The following is a 17,477-nucleotide window of genomic DNA, read 5'->3' on the forward strand; positions in this document are numbered from 1 at the left end:
ATGCTGATGGGGCGTATACCGTCAGCTGGGCAGCCGTCTCAGGTGCAACAGGTTACCAACTAGAGCAAAAAATTGGCTCAGGGGCTTGGGCAAGTATTTATACGGGGACAGCGCCCAGTAAAGCAGTTTCAGGTTTATCGACGAATACATATCAATACAGAGTGAAAGCAAAGTATGAATCTTTAAGTGGTGGATATCGAACTTCATCTGTCACCACTGTATTGTTATCACCTTCAATTCCAGCCAGTATCGCGACGCCAACCTCAACAGTCACCAATGGCCGTTATACGATTAGCTGGGCCCAAGTGGTTACAGCCACAATCTATACGCTACAAGAAAGTGTAAATAACGGCGTTTGGTCAAATTTAGCTTCTCAAGAGGATATAAGCTTTGATCACGTGGTCAATACCGATGGCAGTTACCAGTACAGAGTCAATGCATGTAATGCATCAGGTTGCAGTGATTGGAAAGTCTCATCTACTGTAACGGTAACTTTACCGCCTGCGTGGAGGCAAACAAAACAGATCACCGTTACCGATGCGGGTGGCAGTGATTCAGAGCCTTCTCAAACTGTCGATTTAAGCACGGCAGCATTAAAAGGCCAAGCCAGCGTTTCTGGCGGCCAAGCCAGTTACCAAATCCCAATTGACCTGCCACCTGGGCGCGGCGGTATTCAGCCAAAAGTATCGCTAAGCTATAACTCGCAAAGTGGTAATGGCGTTGCAGGAGTTGGCTGGTCGCTCAATGCAGGCTCTGGTATTAGCCGTTGTGGGGCAACCTATGCCCAAGATGGTTTCACTCGTTCGGTGACCTTCAATGCCAACACCGACAGACTCTGTTTCAATGGCCAGCGACTTATTACTTCAGGAACCTATGGCACCAGTGGTACTGAATACCGCACCGAGATGGACAGCTTTGTCAAAGTTATCCAATCTGGTGGGATTAATAGTTCATCAACTAACTTTACAGTGCACCGCCCTGATGGCTCAACTGCAACTTATGGTGCCAATGCCAATAGCCGCTTTGCCCCTGTAGGTTTAGCCACAACCCTAAACTGGAAAGTGACTCAGGAGTCTTGGGCGGGGGGCAACAACACCATAGATTATGAATATGATACCAGTGTTGCTGGTGAGCATCTGTTATCGAAAATTTACTATACGGGCTCAGCAGGTACAGAGGGGGATAGAGTTGTTGAGTTTAAGTATGAAAACCGCAATGACACTCGTCTCAGCTATCTAGCTGGAGGTAAATTGGTTACAGAACGTCGATTGAAACAGATTAATACACAATATGGCAGTGATATTGTGTCTAAATATAGCATTACGTATAAATCAAGTAACGCAAGCTCTCGTAGTTTGCTTGATTCAGTGCAGCAGTGTGGCTACAAAACAGGTATAGAGTCTTGCACAAAAAACACCAATTTAAACTGGTCAAGTAATAATCAGGATATTTTAACCAAAACGGCTCCACTAACGATTGGAGAACAACAGGTTTTTCAGGATAAAGTCAAAATTCACGAATTCCAACCTCATGGGGATGTTGATGGGGATGGTACTGTTGATTTTCCTGACTATTTCACTAATGCAGAACAAGAGTTAAAAGGCACTCATGGATTTACATCAGAGAAAACCTGTCATTACGAATACGCAATGGGGAGGTACAACTGTAGTACCTTTGATTTAGACCTAGATGGAAAAATTGATGTACATACATCTATCAATGGTCAACTGTGGATTGACTTTAGTGACGATACACTAAGCTTTCAATCTACAGGGTTAAGTTATACACCATCAGATTCCAAAAATATTATTATTGGAGCTAGTGATATCGATGGTGATGGATTAATAGATTTGGTTCTAAAAGAGTACGACTCTGGAGACGATGTTTGGCGAGTTTATTTCAATCAATCAAATTATCAGAAAGTTGCAGCAAATAAAATATTTACTGAATCACAAGAACTATTTAGAGCACCAAAAGCTAGCTCTGGAAACATATTTAGATCAACAAAGTCACTATCTCTAGTTGGTGATATTGATGGTAACGGCTTAACTGATTTTTTAGTTTCCTATGTGGGAGGAAATCAGTTAGGTAGTGTACCTGTTGCACGTTTGAGTCATTTTTTACTTAATGAAAGTTCCCCCGCTAACTTTCAACATAGTTCCCTTCTTGCCCCTAGTCTTTTGGTAAACTCCAATCAAAGTGAAATGAGTTTTTTCCATATGATGGCGGACATTAATGGCGATAGCTTGCCTGACATCATTGCGTGGCAACATAATAGCTCTGGCAGACAGTTAGGTTACTTACTCAATATCGGTGGGGCATTTGAAAGCTGGATAGAATTCGGCGGTGATGTCGAACTAAAAACACGTCAACATGCAATAGCATTAGGCCCAGTTGAGAGTTTTGATATTTACTATCCAAAGTTCTTCAATAGCATTCAATTCGCCGATATAGATCTTGATGGAACTTCAGAAATGATGCTTCCAGGCGAGCGGCTTATAACAGCTTGTGCAAAAGTCGGTGAACCTATAGCAGGTTTCAAAACCCGCTGTGGAGATGCCCTCTATAAAGATATCAGGACAAGTTCAACAGCCGACTTTCCCACGACGGCAATAAACACTGCGGATTATGACGATTCAATTTACCGCTATGATGCTATTAAGTTTGTACTTCAGAGTAATGGGGGATACGCACTAACTCGATCAAGCAGTGATTTTATTGGCTCAGCTCATCAAGCAAGGTTTATGGATCTATTTGGTGATGGTCTTATCGATCTATTAACTACTTATGGTCCTCGGCGTACAGCTGGTAATAATGTTCACTGGATACAAGACCCTAGTTCATCAATGTGGGGAGAAAACTACGGAGCCTACATGACAAGAAACTTCGGCTCAGGAAATGCACAAACTAACAGTGACTATAAGTCCGTCGACTACCTCCAATCTGTTACGGACGGCATTGGCAATCAAAGCTCGTGGCGTTATCGTCCGCTCTCAACAGGCGAAGCCAGCGCCGGTCAAACCAAGATGTACCAGACCGACCACGAATATGTCGGTGATGGTTATATCCACTTTGGCTCTAGCATGTATGTCGTGCAGTCCTTTGAACAAAGTAATGGTATTGGCGGCACTAATGAGACCGAATACGCCTATAAAGGCGCAATATATAACCTACAAGGCCGAGGCTTTACAGGCTTTAGAGAAATAATAGAAAAGGACGTTGCTCGCAATAAAACCACCCAAACGGTGTTTAAGCAGAAATTTCCACAGGTAGGCTTACTTGAGTCGCAAACCGTGAAAGTGGCTGGCACCACCGTCGCGACCACCACGCAAGCGTGGGCTGATAATCCGCAACACAGCTTCACAGGTGTATATCACAATATCAACACCAACACGCTCACCCATAGCTATGGTCTAAGTGGGGCCAGTGAGCAGCGCTCTAGTGTTGAGCAGACTGTCGATTTAGCGGGTGTAGACGAGCATGGTAATATTGGCAAACGCACTAAAATTGTCACTGACTTTGTCGATGGCGGCGCCAACCGATATCAAAGCGTTATTGAAACAGACTTTACAGCGGATCTTGATAATTGGTTCTTGAGGAAGTTTGCTTCGAAAAAAACCACCACTAACGTCACTGAGCGCGGTTGGGCAAATGACCCGTATTTAACTGCTGATACTGAACAGTGGCAACTGTTAACTATAAATGCATGGCATAGCGCTCATCATCAACCGACTAATGTCAGTTATACTGCCAAGGGGAGCAATTGTGACCGAGTTGAAGCTACCACATTTAATGAATATGGTTTGCCGACAGAGGTCAGTGTCACAGGTCAAACCAGCAGTTGTGGTGCATTAACGGCACGAACGACTTCCTTTACGTATACCAAAGATGGCACCAGTCAAGCTGACGATGGTTACCTGCCTTATCAAGTAACCAATGCTAAAAATCATCTGACGACCACTGAATACAATATGGGACTCGGCGTACCGACTAAAGTCACTGCGCCCAACAGTATCATCACTGAAACTGAGTATGATGCTATCGGCCGCCCAGTGCAGCTAAGTCAAACAGGTAGTCCAATCAAGTATATTCGCTACTTATTAGCGGCAAGTGGCAGCCATGCGCCGAGCCATGCGCATTTGTTAACTCGTTCAACATCAGCGGGTATGCCGACTCAAGAGGTATATCTTGACAGTTTAGGTCGAAGCTTACGCAGTGCGACTCAAGCTTTTGACGGCAGCAATTATCAATACCTAGACAAGCGTTACGATAGCCTAGGGCACTTAACTCATGAGTCTTTACCTTATTTCAGTGGTGATACGGCCGAATTTACAGTTTTCAGTGACTTTGATGCATTCGATAGACCAAGGGCTCGCAGTTTACCCAATGGTGAATCTGGCGGCTTAATCTCCACCTATGACTATAGCGGCCTTAAGACCGACATCACCGTTGGGAGCCGCACCATGTCGCGTACCTACGGCATGCAAGGGTTACTGTATGAAACCATTGATGCTGATGATAACAGTAACCGCTTCGCCTATGATGGCGCAGGGCGACCGCTGGTAATACAAGACGCCAATGAGCAGCAGATAGTCGCTAGCTACAATGGTTTCGGCCATAAAACTCAGGTTGTTGACCCTAACCAAGGCACCACCATCTTTGGCTATAACACACTTGGTGAACTGGATAAGCAAACCGATGCCAATCTGGTCACCCAGACCTTTGCACTTGATACCTTAGGGCGTATCACAACAAAAGCCATAACGGGCAGCAATGCCGACGGGAGTGCAAGCTACACTTGGGATACCCTCAAGCAAGGCATGCTCAGCAGTGAGTCACAAAACGGTATTACACGTAGTTACACGTATACCAATGCGCTACAGCTAGCCACAAGTTCAGTTCAGGTCGCTAGTAGTGCTGGCGGTGATAATGTCACTCGTACCATCAGCCATCAATACGACGGTTTTTATGGTCGCCCTAAAGGCCTGACCTATCCCAATGGCTTAACTTTAGAGTATCGTTATAACAACAGTGGCTACCTGAATCAGACTCGTAATGCTGCATCGGGGTACATCTATCGCACCGTGACCGACATGGACGCCGCTGGGCATGTCACAGGTAGCCAGATGGCAAACACTCTGCTTGAGCAAACCAGTCGTTATAACAGTGAAGGCACGATGGCCAACACTCAGGTCAGTAGTAACCTAGGCGTGTTACATAGCCATTATTACGACCATTACGATAGCTTTATGAATCTTACCGATGAACGTAATGCCATCACAGGGCTAGAGAAGCACTATGAGTACGACAACTTAAATCGCCTAGAGCAATATAGTTTCAGTAATGCAGGATTTGCGCTCTATGATAGCGTAACGCCGTTTGCAGCGACTGTAGATTATGGTTACGACGCGGTGGGTAATCTGCTTAAAAAGACCGACTACAGCCGCAATACCGCTAACGCTTATGAATACAATAGTAGCTGTGCCTCAAACAGTAACGCCGGGCCAAATGCAGTGTGCGCTATCACTAAGCTTAATGGCACTAAAATTCAGTTCCGTTACGATAGGCGTGGTAACTTAGTCAGTGGGGATGGTCTCACCATGACTTACAATGCACTGGATAAACCCTTGAGCATTATTGGTCGTGGACCAGGTAGCAACACGAGTACAGGATTTGTGTACGGCAGCGATAATATGCGCGCCCTGCAAACACGTACAGTCAGCGGCACGACCACTAAGACCCATTATGTCGACAAGTTGTTCGAATCAGATAATGACGGCAGCTGGCGCGCTTATATCGGTGATATTGCGGTGCTCAGTTATACGCCAGAGCGCAGCCATCAACTGCTCTATACCTTGCGAGACAGGTTAGGTAGTGCAACGACCATGGTTGACCATCAGGGTAATATCATCACCCAGCGTTACTTCGACCCGTTTGGTCGCACAGCTTCGGCAAGTGTCGCGGGCAGCTTAGGGGATTTAGTTGATACCAACCGTAATCGTCGTGGCTTTACTGACCATGAGCATTTGAATGAACAGCAACTTATTCATATGAACGGTCGGGTGTACGATTACAATATGGGCCGCTTTATGTCGGTGGACCCGTTTATTCAATCACCGACGTCGACACAAAGTGTTAACCCGTATTCGTATATTATGAATAATCCGCTCAGTGGAACAGATCCAACGGGGTATGAAGCGGAACCAGAATTAGAGAAAATTGAATATACCAAAGAAACAGAAAAGGTTTCCGTAACGGGTTCACACCTTAAACGCTCAGTTACAACTGGGGTATCAGGAACAGCATTTTCGAATGGCTCTACGCAGTCATTTTCAGCTAAAATCAGTGGTGGACAAATAACAAGTGCCACGATTGGAAGTTTACAAAGTGTATCTAATAAAGATAGCACTCAAACGCAAAACGAGGGAGGAACTCAAAAAGTCGATTTTGCTCAAAAAGCAATTGATACATACGAGTCTATTGGTGCGGGGAATTTTCTTTCTGGTGCCTCGACGGCCGGAGCCGCGGCAGACCTAGCTTTTAGCGGTAATTCGCTAGTATCTACTAAAGGGGCTGCAACAGCATTATTTGCAACAGGAGCTACCATGAATGAGTGGACAACTATCAGGGGGGCTTCGCAATCTGCAGGTTCTTATAGTCTAAATAATATAGGAACTATGGGGAAAATAATTGGTGGTATAACTGGCTGGGCAATTTTAGGACATTCATTTGCGTCAAATTTTTATAATGTCGATCAGGGGCACATATCAACTTCTGAGGGGATTACAAAGTTTTTCCTTGATATTGCAGCTATAAAAGCTGGAACGAGCTCTCCATATGGTTTAGCTGCAGCAACAGTTTATGGGGTAGTCGATATGAATTATAGTAAAGATAGAAATGTCACAGGAATTATTCAGCTCAAGAGGGATGTTGTTAAGCACTTTGAAAATAGATATGCACATCCAGAAAACCAGTTACCTTATACCCAAAACCCGTTTAATCTATTCCCAAAATTTTAAATTGAACTTTAATTAAGGTAATGCTTATGTTATTTAGTGTGTTTAGGTTTTTTGTTAGGGGAGCTTACATTGGGCATCAACTAGCATGGGGAGAAAACAAGGCTATGTTTTTTACTCAGATAAACATTGGTTTAATATTAGCATTGGTTACACTACCATTGAGTGTATATGTAAGCATTGTTTTTTTTGGTAATTTATTTTTAATCGTTGGGGTTGCGCCAATTTTCAGTGGTTTTTTATATATAATAATATTTAATAAGTGGATGGGTGATGACACTCTTTATCCTGACGCAAATCTAATGAATACTACCGAAATAAAAAAGGAAAAGCTTTATTCCAACTTGATTTACTTTGTTATATCAGTGTTTTTTACTCTTATTTCTTGGGGAGTCGCTGATTTATACTATTAAGTGTATTTATATAGCCACCTACAATTAAAATAAACATGGGCGGGCATAGTTAATTGCTCCACATTTTGGGCAATTTGGGGGAGGGATTCAATATTAACGGCAGTAATCGCTAAATAATAAGGTACCACCCATCCTAAATGTTGAGCATTAACGGTAAAATACTGGTCTCGCCCATTTTATAATCGGCGGGACTTTTTTCTTTCTGCTTGCCCCATTTATCCAGCGGCCCGAGCCTTGCTCACCAGTAGAAGCAGTCAGTTAGAAACAGAAGCCTGTGCAATTGACACCAGCGCCACTAGCGGTGAGTAAATCTATAACCCATTCTGTTAGCCAGTAGCACACAGCTCTGTGCATTTTTATCATAGGTTCTGCTACTCTCTCGCCGCATTTCGGTCGTGAGTTGGCTGCTTGAAGCCATCGGCTATACTCTATTAATTCCCTCGCGTAGATTTTTAGCTGTTCACTGATGGCGGAATGTGTGGTCAATACCGAGTAGACTCGCGGTCAAGGATAAAAGATTGTGTGGTCAGAGTGGGTGAGATTCTACATCTGTAGAATCTATTTAAATTGAACCGTGTTTATATTATTTTTAACCATGGGAAAATACATAGACACCCATAGTTAATGGCATCAATCGTGACTTCCTACTAAGCTTGATTTGAGCATTAAACAAGGAGGTTATGATGCCGCGCCCTCGTAGAAGCCAAATTAGCCTTGAAGACACCCCTTATTATCATTGCTGTAGCCGCGTGGTTCGCCGCGCCTTCTTATGTGGTGATGATAAATACACAGGTAACAACTATGACCACAGACGTGGATGGATTGAATCACTCATTCTTGAACTGACGGATGTGTTTGCCATTGATGTAGCAGCTTATGCGGTGATGTCTAATCATCTGCATGTGGTGTTACACATTGATATTGAAATGGTAAATCATTGGAGTGACCGAGATGTAGTAATTCAATGGCATAAGTTATTTAAAGGCGATGTGTTAACCCATAAATTTGCTAAAGGTCAGTTGATTGAATCCCATGAAGTTGTAAGGTTAAAACACACCATCGCCATATATAGAAGTCGATTATGTGATATCTCTTGGTTTATGCGCTGCTTAAATGAGCCTATTGCCAGACAAGCGTACCAAAATACGTAGACACCCATAGTTAATGGAAAATACATAGACACCCATAGTTAATGGCATCAATCGTGACTTCCTACTAAGCTTGATTTGAGCATTAAACAAGGAGGTTATGATGCCGCGCCCTCGTAGAAGCCAAATTAGCCTTGAAGACACCCCTTATTATCATTGCTGTAGCCGCGTGGTTCGCCGCGCCTTCTTATGTGGTGATGATAAATACACAGGTAACAACTATGACCACAGACGTGGATGGATTGAATCACTCATTCTTGAACTGACGGATGTGTTTGCCATTGATGTAGCAGCTTATGCGGTGATGTCTAATCATCTGCATGTGGTGTTACACATTGATATTGAAATGGTAAATCATTGGAGTGACCGAGATGTAGTAATTCAATGGCATAAGTTATTTAAAGGCGATGTGTTAACCCATAAATTTGCTAAAGGTCAGTTGATTGAATCCCATGAAGTTGTAAGGTTAAAACACACCATCGCCATATATAGAAGTCGATTATGTGATATCTCTTGGTTTATGCGCTGCTTAAATGAGCCTATTGCCAGACAAGCGAACCAAGAAGATAATTGTTCAGGTCGTTTCTGGGAAGGACGATTTAAATCTCAAGCCTTATTAGATGAAGCTGCAGTATTAGCCTGTATGGCGTATGTGGACTTAAACCCCATACGTGCCAACATGGCAGCCACACCAGAGCAATCAGACTACACCAGTATTCAGCAACGCACAAAAGCCGCGTTAAAAGGCGAACAGCCTAAAGCCTTACTGCCATTTATTGGTAATGAACGTGCTAATCAACCCAAAGGCATTGCGTTTTCATTAAAGGATTATCTTGAATTAGTTGATGATACAGGACGGGTTATTCGTGATGATAAACGCGGTGCTATCAAGGCCAGCAGCTCAAAAATACTCAATCGACTAAACATCAATCAGGTCAACTGGTTAAAACTTGCTACCGAGTTCGGGCAGCTATTTCATGGCCCAGTAGGTTCACTGCAAGAGTTAACAAAATACTGTGAGCATTTACAAAAGCGACGACGGCACTTCGCCACAAGCTGCCGATATTTTCATTAAATGGGTATGCTACTAAATAGGTTCTTTCTGAACTGACATCAACAGCGGTAGCAACAAAGCAAATCGCTTAATCTAATCAATCTTCCAGTATTCCAATATGGACAGCTTGGTGCCGAATTAAATTCGGACAATATCAGCTGAATACGCCGAAATAGCAACAAATCTTGCTAAATCAATAGACTCCCCAAACCAACGACTACTCAAACAGGTGAGTTCACTTGATAGCATACCAAAAGGCCGCTATTTTATTGATTGATAATGGGTGGCTTGTTTATATATATAGCCAAATAAAAAACCCGCAATAAATTGCAGGTTTTTGTTTTTACTATTCAAATAATTTAAAAATCAATTTCAGAGTCAAGAAATGATACCGTTTCTATCAAACGTTAACCGTTTTCACTGAAAACGATTTTTAAAAGAGCAATAAAAAAAACCGAAACGGTTTTTTTTATTGAGTTAAAAGCAATTCAAACATTAGTATTAGTTTTTCTTAAAAAACTTAATAAAAGAAGACCAAAGAGAGAATAGAAGCCAAGGCTACCACCACTGTCTTTACTACTTTTACCTGTTTTAACTTCTACTTTTAATTTAGGATTAGATTTAACGGTTACAGTAACAACATTCGAATCATTCAAATCTAAGCCTCTTCTAGCACCTATTTTAAATGAAACGTCTTTACCTGTATGTGTTACATTTGCATCAATCCGTTTTTTCGTTTCCCCCGGTGCGAACGTAACACGATGATAAATATCTTTATCGTAGTTCACCCCATAAATAGCATTAATTGATTCCGTATAAAGCTCAATAGAAACTTCATGATCCAAAGGTTCACTTAATTCTAAAACCACTTCTGTTGAGTTAATTGTATAATCAAGTATTGTTTTTTCAATACTCAAATTTACATTAACCAACTTCTTCATAGGAGTTGAATAGTGAGATAAAAGACGATGATCAAGTACCCAAGGATTCGTAGAATACGGATCAATTGTACCATCCATCACACCTTTCATGTCCTTTACATCTGATTCTATAAACGCAGTGTCAGGAGACTCAGACGCAATAGCACACATCACATATTGTTTTTTTGAACATTCTTCTTCCGAAGTATGCCCAAGCCCTAAATTATGTCCCCATTCATGAGTTAGCAATGTTGACGAGTTTTGTAACCCACCAAGAGTTACAACAACCCCCCAACTTTGAATAGCATTCCCAATCTGAGTTACATCACCTACATTTCTTGACGATGGAGAGGCAATAAAAACAACATTATCAGCATGATATTTCTTCGCTAAACTATTCATCAAATTATTATAATGAATAGGTAGAGAAGGAAATGCCTCATTGTATTGAGTTTCAGAATATGGTATTGAATACATTATATCCCCAGAACTACCTACAAAACTTTGTCCTTGTTCTATATTATCTCCCACACTATTATCAACCCACGGCACAACTGCAATTTCATGATAATTAATACCAGTTCCCGCATTGTTGTGAATTGAATTAGCAGTTGATATTTGAGCTTCAATCAATTTGTTTAAATCTTCCTTATTCACGGACTCATACGCTTTTGGTTCAACAAGAAACAAAACATCAACTTGTTCAACCGCAAACGCACTTACCGAAAGAAGACCTAAACCTAAACCTATAAATGTATTTAAAATTTTCATATATTATTTTTCTTACTTTAATTAATTAAGCACCAAAAGTGATGCGAATTTGAATTATTTATAACCAACAATCTTAAACAACTTCCCTTGTTCTTTACTTGTCACAAATGTTTTGTGATTACTAGAAAAACGACCTATCCAATATTCGTTATCCGTACTCCATAACGTCATACCTTCTGAACTAGAAGATAAACCTTCCACATAATTAATTTGTGTTGGTGTCCATGTAGAAAATGATCCTTGAGCAACTAACATGCCACCCATAATTAATATAAGCAACACGACTCAATTCTAATGTATGGCTTGATAGATTAAAGGGCGATTAATCAACCAAATTCAGCTCTGATATACAAAAAAGTGCTAATTTGGTCGTTTATCTATTATTTTTATGAATTGAACACAGCCGAAAAACTTGATGACTATCAAGAGTGAAATATGAAGTGATTAAATCAGATAGGTATGGCTAGGCGCTCAGCCATTTTTGACAGTTAGCTGCGCTCGGTCGTCGTTTACGGTCGACATGTTGACAATAGTCAGTCAGTACTGGCAGTGAGCCGGTAATCCCCCCGAAAAATAATCGGTGCTAAAGTAGAATTTGACCACGTATGAGGTCATTTGGCACAAACGCTAATACATAACTCATAGTCTATAACCTTGATATTCTGTTATCCTATGCGGCACTATTTGATGACAAATAAATAATCATAATTATGTCAAAACCAGATTCGATATTGTTGCGTTCACTCCGCTGGGTTCAAAAGTGGATGGTACATACTGTTGTTGTCCCAGAAGAGCCTTTTGCGGACTTAAATCTCGACAAAAACAAACCGATAGTTTACGTATTAAAAACGGACTCAATCAGCGACACTGCAGCACTAAGCGAAATTACCGCTGACTTAGGTATGCCAAGTCCTTATCTGTCGCTTGAAGTGGATGGCGTGCAAGTGCCAAGAGTGGTATGCCTTGAAGGTAAAAAGCCGCTTTTTGGTCAACGTGATAATGGTGAAAGCTATATCGATTGCATTACTAATCTATTGTCGTTACATAGCCAGCGTCCAGAGTTAGATATTCAGCTTATTCCTGTCAGCCTATATTGGGGCCGCACTCCAGGAAAAGAAGATGACACCATGAAAGCGGCAGTGCTTGAGCGCCAAAACCCAACTTGGTTGCGCAAGTGGCTGATGATAATGTTTTTGGGTAGACATAATTTTGTGCAATTTTCTAATGCCGTGTCACTACGTTATATGGCAGATGAGCATGGTTCAGATAAAGCCATTGGCCACAAATTAGCGCGTGTTGCGCGGGTACATTTTGGGCGTCAACGTAAAGTGATGACTGGCCCGCAGTTGCCAAATCGTCAAGCGCTGTTTAATTCTTTGCTTAAATCTGAGTCAGTAAAAAAAGCCATTAAAGAAGAAGCGGCAAATAAGAAAGTTTCTGAAGAAAAAGCGCGTCAATCTGCCATTGGTTATATTGATGAAATTGCAGCGGATTATTCAGACAGTTTGGTGCGCATTGCAGAGCGATTTTTAACTTGGTTGTGGAACAAACTGTATAGCGGCATTAAAATTCGCGGCGCAGAACAAGTTCGTCAGTTGCACCATGATGGCCATGAAATCGTTTATGTGCCGTGTCATCGTAGCCACATGGATTACTTGTTACTGTCATACATTCTTTATTATCAAGGCATGGTTCCGCCACATATTGCGGCAGGTATCAATCTTAATTTCTGGCCTGCGGGTCCTATGTTCCGCCGTGGCGGTGCTTTCTTTATTCGCCGCAGTTTCAACGGTAACAAACTTTATACTGCTGTCTTTCGTGAATATTTAGACCAACTCTTTGCCAAAGGTTATTCGGTGGAATATTTCACTGAAGGTGGACGCTCACGTACTGGACGTTTACTTGCGCCTAAAACAGGTATGTTGGCGATGACGGTAAACAGTGTGCTGCGTGGTATTGAGCGCCCTGTTACCTTAGTTCCAGTTTATTTAGGCTATGACCATGTGATGGAAGTGGCAACGTACCATAAAGAATTAAGTGGTAAGAAAAAGAAAAAAGAATCAGTGTGGCAAGTATTTGGTGCAATTCGTAAATTGGGTAACTTTGGTAATGGTTATGTCAATTTTGGTGAGCCGATTAACTTACAACAATACCTTAATAAACAGTCACCAGATTGGCGTGAAGAAGCTGCTAAAGATGCAGAACAAAAACCAACTTGGTTCACGCCTGCTGTCAATGGCTTAGCAACCAAAGTCATGACCAATATTAATGGCGCGGCAGCGGTATCGTCAGTGACTTTGGGTGCGTTAGTGCTGCTAGCTTCTGAGCAAAATGCTTTAGAGCGGAGTCAGTTAGAGAAGCAGCTTGATTTATATTTACGCTTATTAAATAACGTACCGTACACCAACTTCACCTCAGTGGTCGACGGTTCTGGCGAGTCGATAGTTAATCAGTGTTTATCACTGAATAAATTCGTTTCAGAAAAAGACGGCATTGGTGAGATTATTTCTATCGATGAAAACATAACCATCACCATGAGTTATTACCGTAATAATATTATTCATTTACTTATTGTTCCTTCGTTAATTGCCAGTTGCTTAGTGCGAATTGAAGATTGTCAGCGTCAACAAATTCATGATGTTGTTGCCGATTTATACCCGCTGTTAAAAGCGGAGTTGTTTATGAATATTGATGATGTTGATGAGTATATCGATAACATCCTGGCGCAGATGAGCAAAGAAGGGTTAATTGAAGGGGATAATATCTTTACCCCAAATCCTGCACATATTACGCAGCTAATGTTACTTGCAGAAACCGTCAGTGAAACCATGCAACGTTATGCGATTATCTTTAATTTATTGGCCATGAAACCAGATTTAGAGCGTTCAGATCTAGAACGTGAAAGCCATTTGTTAGCGCAGCGTTTAGGGGCATTACATGGTATTACTGCCCCAGAGTTTTATGACAAAAAGTTATATAACACCTTGAGTGTTAAGTTAAAAAATCTGGGATATTTATGCGCGGTTCAGCCTCATGTTGATGTTGTAAGGATTCGCGATCACGTTAACCAATTGCAACGTTCATCAGTAAGACAAACCATTGTAGACAGCGTTGCTGCGGAGCATGAGAAAGTTTAATGGCCAATCATATGGATGGGGCAAAGCATGGCCCACAAGCTAAGTCATTACTGGGTGGCGCAATGATTATTGCCGGTACAACCGTTGGGGCGGGCATGTTCTCTTTGCCCGTTGTCGGTGCGGGAATGTGGTTTGGTTATTCGATACTCATGTTGCTTGGTGTGTGGTTTTGCATGCTGTTATCAGGGCTGTTTTTACTTGAAGCTAATCTTCACTTTAAACCGGGCGCGAGTTTTGACACCTTAACTAAAGAGGTGTTGGGGCAGTTTTGGCGAGTGGTGAATGGTGTCTCTATCGCCTTTGTTTTGTATATTTTAACTTATGCTTACATTAGTGGTGGTAGCTCTATTGTGAACCATAGCTTAAGCAATATTGGTGTTGAATTGCCTCAAAGTGCAGCTGGATTAATTTTTGCTGTGGTATTGGCATCTATTGTGTTAATTAGCACCAAAGCTGTCGATAGGATTACTACCATTATGCTTGGTGGTATGGTGATTACCTTCTTTTTAGCAATTGGTAATTTATTGATTGAAATAGATATTCCAGCGTTAACTCAGCCTGACGGTGAAGCACGATTTTTACCTTATATGTTGGCAGCCATTCCATTTGGTTTAACCAGTTTTGGTTATCACGGCAATGTACCAAGCTTGGTAAAATATTATGGCAATGCCCCTAAAACCATCACCAAAGCCATCTTCATTGGTACCTTTATCGCGTTATTAATTTATGTGTGTTGGTTAGTAGCCACCATGGGCAATATTTCACGCAGCATGTTTACCGATATTATTGCTCAGGGCGGCAATATGGGCGTGTTAGTTGCTTCATTAACTGGGGTGATTGAAAGCGACTGGCTAAACAGCATGTTAACCTTGTTTGCTAACTTGGCTGTGGCATCATCATTTTTAGGGGTAACCTTAGGTTTATTTGACTACTTAGCTGACTTATTTGGTTTTGATGATTCCCGTAGCGGCCGAGTTAAGACTGCTGCCATTACCTTTATTCCTCCGACTATTTTGGGGATTTTATTCCCAAATGGGTTCTTAATTGCCATCGGTTTTGCGGCGTTAGCGGCAACAATTTGGGCGGTAATTGTACCAGGGTTATTAGCATACAAAGTGCGACAGTTATATCCTGATAGTCAGGGTTATAAAGTCCCTGGCGGTAATGCGCTGATTTATATTGTGGTGTTATTTGGCGCAGTGACGGCAGCGTGTCACTTACTGGCCATGGCGGATATTTTGCCGGTTTACAAGTAAGTTTTATAAAAGGACTGCATTCACGCATTTGATTTTATCATTGAGAAAGAGTCTTCATTTGAAGGCTCTTTTTTTATGGATGCGGCTATTAAACCTTTAATCAATGTGGATGATTTAGTGTAAAAAAGAGCGGTAAATAAACCGTTTAGACTATGATTAATATGTCACTTTATATCACTCGTTAACCATAAAATACCAAGCTACACACCTAAATACTCTAAGTACTATATTGCGCTGGCATAACTAAACGCTTGCGGTAATCGGGTGGTTGCTGGAGAAGGTCGTACATGGTTGTCGATACTCATTGCCAAGGAGGATTTCAACATGAAAGTGGATTCATATATTCAAGGGCAGCCTTGCTGGGTTGAGTTAGCAACTCACAACTGGCAAGCGGCTAAGTCATTTTATCAACAGTTATTTGGTTGGGAAGCGACTGATATGCCAACACCTGATGGGCAATACACCACAATGCAGATTGCAGCAGGAGAGGTTGCTGCTATGTATCAAATGTCAGCAGAAATGGCCAAAGATACACCGAGTCATTGGATGATCTATTTTGCTGTCGACAATGTAGATGACACCATTGAGCGCACTAAAACTGCTGGCGGTCAGTTGGTTATTGGGCCACATAATGTGGGTGATGCTGGGCGAATGGCAGTATTGATGGACGTAGAGGGCGCGAGCTTTTCAGTGTGGCAAGCCATGAGTCATCATGGTATTAAACATCAGCATATTGCCAACACACTTTGTTGGGTAGAGTTGGCTTGTCGAGTGCCTGAAAAGTCGCAACGTTTTTATCAACAGGTGTTGGGTTTTGGTATGAGCACAGTGCCAATGGGCGAGTTTGATTACACTCAATGGTTGGTGGCTGAACAAGCCGTTGGCGGTATGATTGCGATGACGGCTGAATGGGGTGATATTGCCAGTCATTGGATGAGTTATTTTGATGTGGATAATTGTGATGATATGGCTAATAAAGCCCAAGCGTTAGGCGCAACAATTTGTGTGCCGCCAACGGATATTGCTGAGGTTGGGCGCTTTGCTGTACTTAATGATCCGCAAGGGGCGGTATTTTCTATTATTGCTGTAGATAATCGTCAAGATGAATAACATTAGTTTTGGGCATTAGCGTCTTGTGGAGGACTTATGCTTGTGATGATGGTTATCTGAGATAATTGTTCGGGCGAATCATATTACACTGCGGGCAATATATTTTCTGCATAGTTCACAATGTAACAGTACTAACTTGCTTGGTGAGATAATTGTTGCAGCGCATCTTTTAGCATCATTGCAAGATTTTGATTGGCATTAACAGTAACTGTTAATGGCTCTTGGTGTGGGGGCTCTAGCGCAGCAAATTGACTATCAATCATTGATGACTTCATAAAATGTCCTTGGCGTTGTAATAAACGTTGCTCAATAAGCGCTTGTTCCGCAGCCAAATAGATAACCGTGATGGATTGATTATTTTGCCTTATTGCTTGGCGGTAAGCCTGCTTTAACGCGGAGCAAACAATCACTGCTGACTCATGTTTATGCTGCAAGCTGTAAATGGCGTCGTTAATTCTAATTAACCATTGTGCTCTGTCGGTGTCATCTAGGGCGATACCGTTGGCCATTTTATTGATATTTACTCTCGGGTGCAGGTCATCACCGTCGATAAGTTTAGCTTTAAGTCGGGTAGCTAGCTCAGTGGCAAAGGTTGATTTACCACTGCCACTGACACCCATAACGACAATAATTTGTGGGTTATTGTTCATCA

General features: G+C 41.9%; 9 protein-coding genes and 1 pseudogene. 7 read left to right on the top strand and 3 right to left on the bottom strand.

All coding sequences use genetic code 11. The features are described from left to right. From G3R48_RS08850 to G3R48_RS08865, 4 genes and pseudogenes are all read left to right on the top strand, one after another. A partial coding sequence (locus tag G3R48_RS08850; RefSeq protein ID WP_212593287.1) for an RHS repeat-associated core domain-containing protein occupies nt 1-7,019 on the top strand: 7,019 nt, incomplete at its 5' end. A 26-nt stretch (nt 7,020-7,045) separates the two neighbouring features. After that, nucleotides 7,046-7,429 carry a hypothetical protein gene (locus G3R48_RS08855; protein ID WP_153664506.1) on the top strand — a complete coding sequence of 128 codons (384 nt, stop codon included), beginning with the start codon at nt 7,046-7,048 and terminating at the stop codon, nt 7,427-7,429. 683 nt (nt 7,430-8,112) lie between these two features. Next, nucleotides 8,113-8,571, top strand: a pseudogene (locus G3R48_RS08860) (transposase); the annotation flags it as partial. A gap of 109 nt (nt 8,572-8,680) precedes the next feature. After that, a complete protein-coding gene (locus G3R48_RS08865) occupies nt 8,681-9,652 on the top strand; it encodes a transposase (RefSeq protein WP_153664508.1) in 972 nt (323 codons plus the stop codon). 467 nt (nt 9,653-10,119) lie between these two features. Here the strand turns inward: G3R48_RS08865 and G3R48_RS08870 are convergent, their stop codons facing one another. Continuing rightward, complete coding sequence (locus G3R48_RS08870; protein WP_153664707.1) at nt 10,120-11,322, bottom strand: SVAGG family GlyGly-CTERM protein; 1,203 nt, start codon at nt 11,320-11,322, stop codon at nt 10,120-10,122. 54 nt (nt 11,323-11,376) lie between these two features. Continuing rightward, the gene (locus G3R48_RS08875; RefSeq protein ID WP_212593288.1) at nt 11,377-11,577 is read right to left on the bottom strand and encodes a hypothetical protein; all 201 of its coding nucleotides are present in this window, start codon (nt 11,575-11,577) and stop codon (nt 11,377-11,379) included. A gap of 455 nt (nt 11,578-12,032) precedes the next feature. Between G3R48_RS08875 and plsB the strand changes: the two genes are divergently transcribed. The 3 genes from plsB (at nt 12,033) to G3R48_RS08890 (ending at nt 16,825) form a co-directional block, all read left to right on the top strand. Further along, entirely contained in the window at nt 12,033-14,459 is a 2,427-nt protein-coding gene (gene plsB / locus G3R48_RS08880; protein WP_153664512.1) for a glycerol-3-phosphate 1-O-acyltransferase PlsB, read from the top strand. Beyond that, the gene (gene mtr / locus G3R48_RS08885; protein ID WP_153664514.1) at nt 14,459-15,715 is read left to right on the top strand and encodes a tryptophan permease; all 1,257 of its coding nucleotides are present in this window, start codon (nt 14,459-14,461) and stop codon (nt 15,713-15,715) included. The genes plsB and mtr overlap by 1 nt, the downstream gene beginning before the upstream one ends. Before the next feature lie 324 nt (nt 15,716-16,039). Then, nucleotides 16,040-16,825 carry a VOC family protein gene (locus G3R48_RS08890; RefSeq protein WP_153664516.1) on the top strand — a complete coding sequence of 262 codons (786 nt, stop codon included), beginning with the start codon at nt 16,040-16,042 and terminating at the stop codon, nt 16,823-16,825. Nucleotides 16,826-16,956: 131 nt separating this feature from the next. Here the strand turns inward: G3R48_RS08890 and G3R48_RS08895 are convergent, their stop codons facing one another. Beyond that, complete coding sequence (locus G3R48_RS08895) at nt 16,957-17,475, bottom strand: gluconokinase (protein ID WP_212593289.1); 519 nt, start codon at nt 17,473-17,475, stop codon at nt 16,957-16,959. Between the last annotated feature and the right edge of the window lie 2 nt (nt 17,476-17,477).

It is taken from the genome of Shewanella intestini (genome assembly GCF_018221465.1).
In the GTDB taxonomy this organism is placed as follows: domain Bacteria; phylum Pseudomonadota; class Gammaproteobacteria; order Enterobacterales; family Shewanellaceae; genus Shewanella; species Shewanella intestini.

Excerpts from the sequence above, each read along its gene's own strand:
- G3R48_RS08855 (WP_153664506.1), top strand. The coding sequence starts at position 7,046 with ATGTTATTTAGTGTGTTTAGGTTTTTTGTTAGGGGAGCTTACATTGGG.
- G3R48_RS08875 (WP_212593288.1), bottom strand. The coding sequence starts at position 11,577 with ATGTTAGTTGCTCAAGGATCATTTTCTACATGGACACCAACACAAATT.
- G3R48_RS08870 (WP_153664707.1), bottom strand. The coding sequence starts at position 11,322 with ATGAAAATTTTAAATACATTTATAGGTTTAGGTTTAGGTCTTCTTTCG.
- G3R48_RS08865 (WP_153664508.1), top strand. The coding sequence starts at position 8,681 with ATGCCGCGCCCTCGTAGAAGCCAAATTAGCCTTGAAGACACCCCTTAT.
- G3R48_RS08890 (WP_153664516.1), top strand. The coding sequence starts at position 16,040 with ATGAAAGTGGATTCATATATTCAAGGGCAGCCTTGCTGGGTTGAGTTA.
- G3R48_RS08895 (WP_212593289.1), bottom strand. The coding sequence starts at position 17,475 with ATGAACAATAACCCACAAATTATTGTCGTTATGGGTGTCAGTGGCAGT.
- mtr (WP_153664514.1), top strand. The coding sequence starts at position 14,459 with ATGGCCAATCATATGGATGGGGCAAAGCATGGCCCACAAGCTAAGTCA.
- plsB (WP_153664512.1), top strand. The coding sequence starts at position 12,033 with ATGTCAAAACCAGATTCGATATTGTTGCGTTCACTCCGCTGGGTTCAA.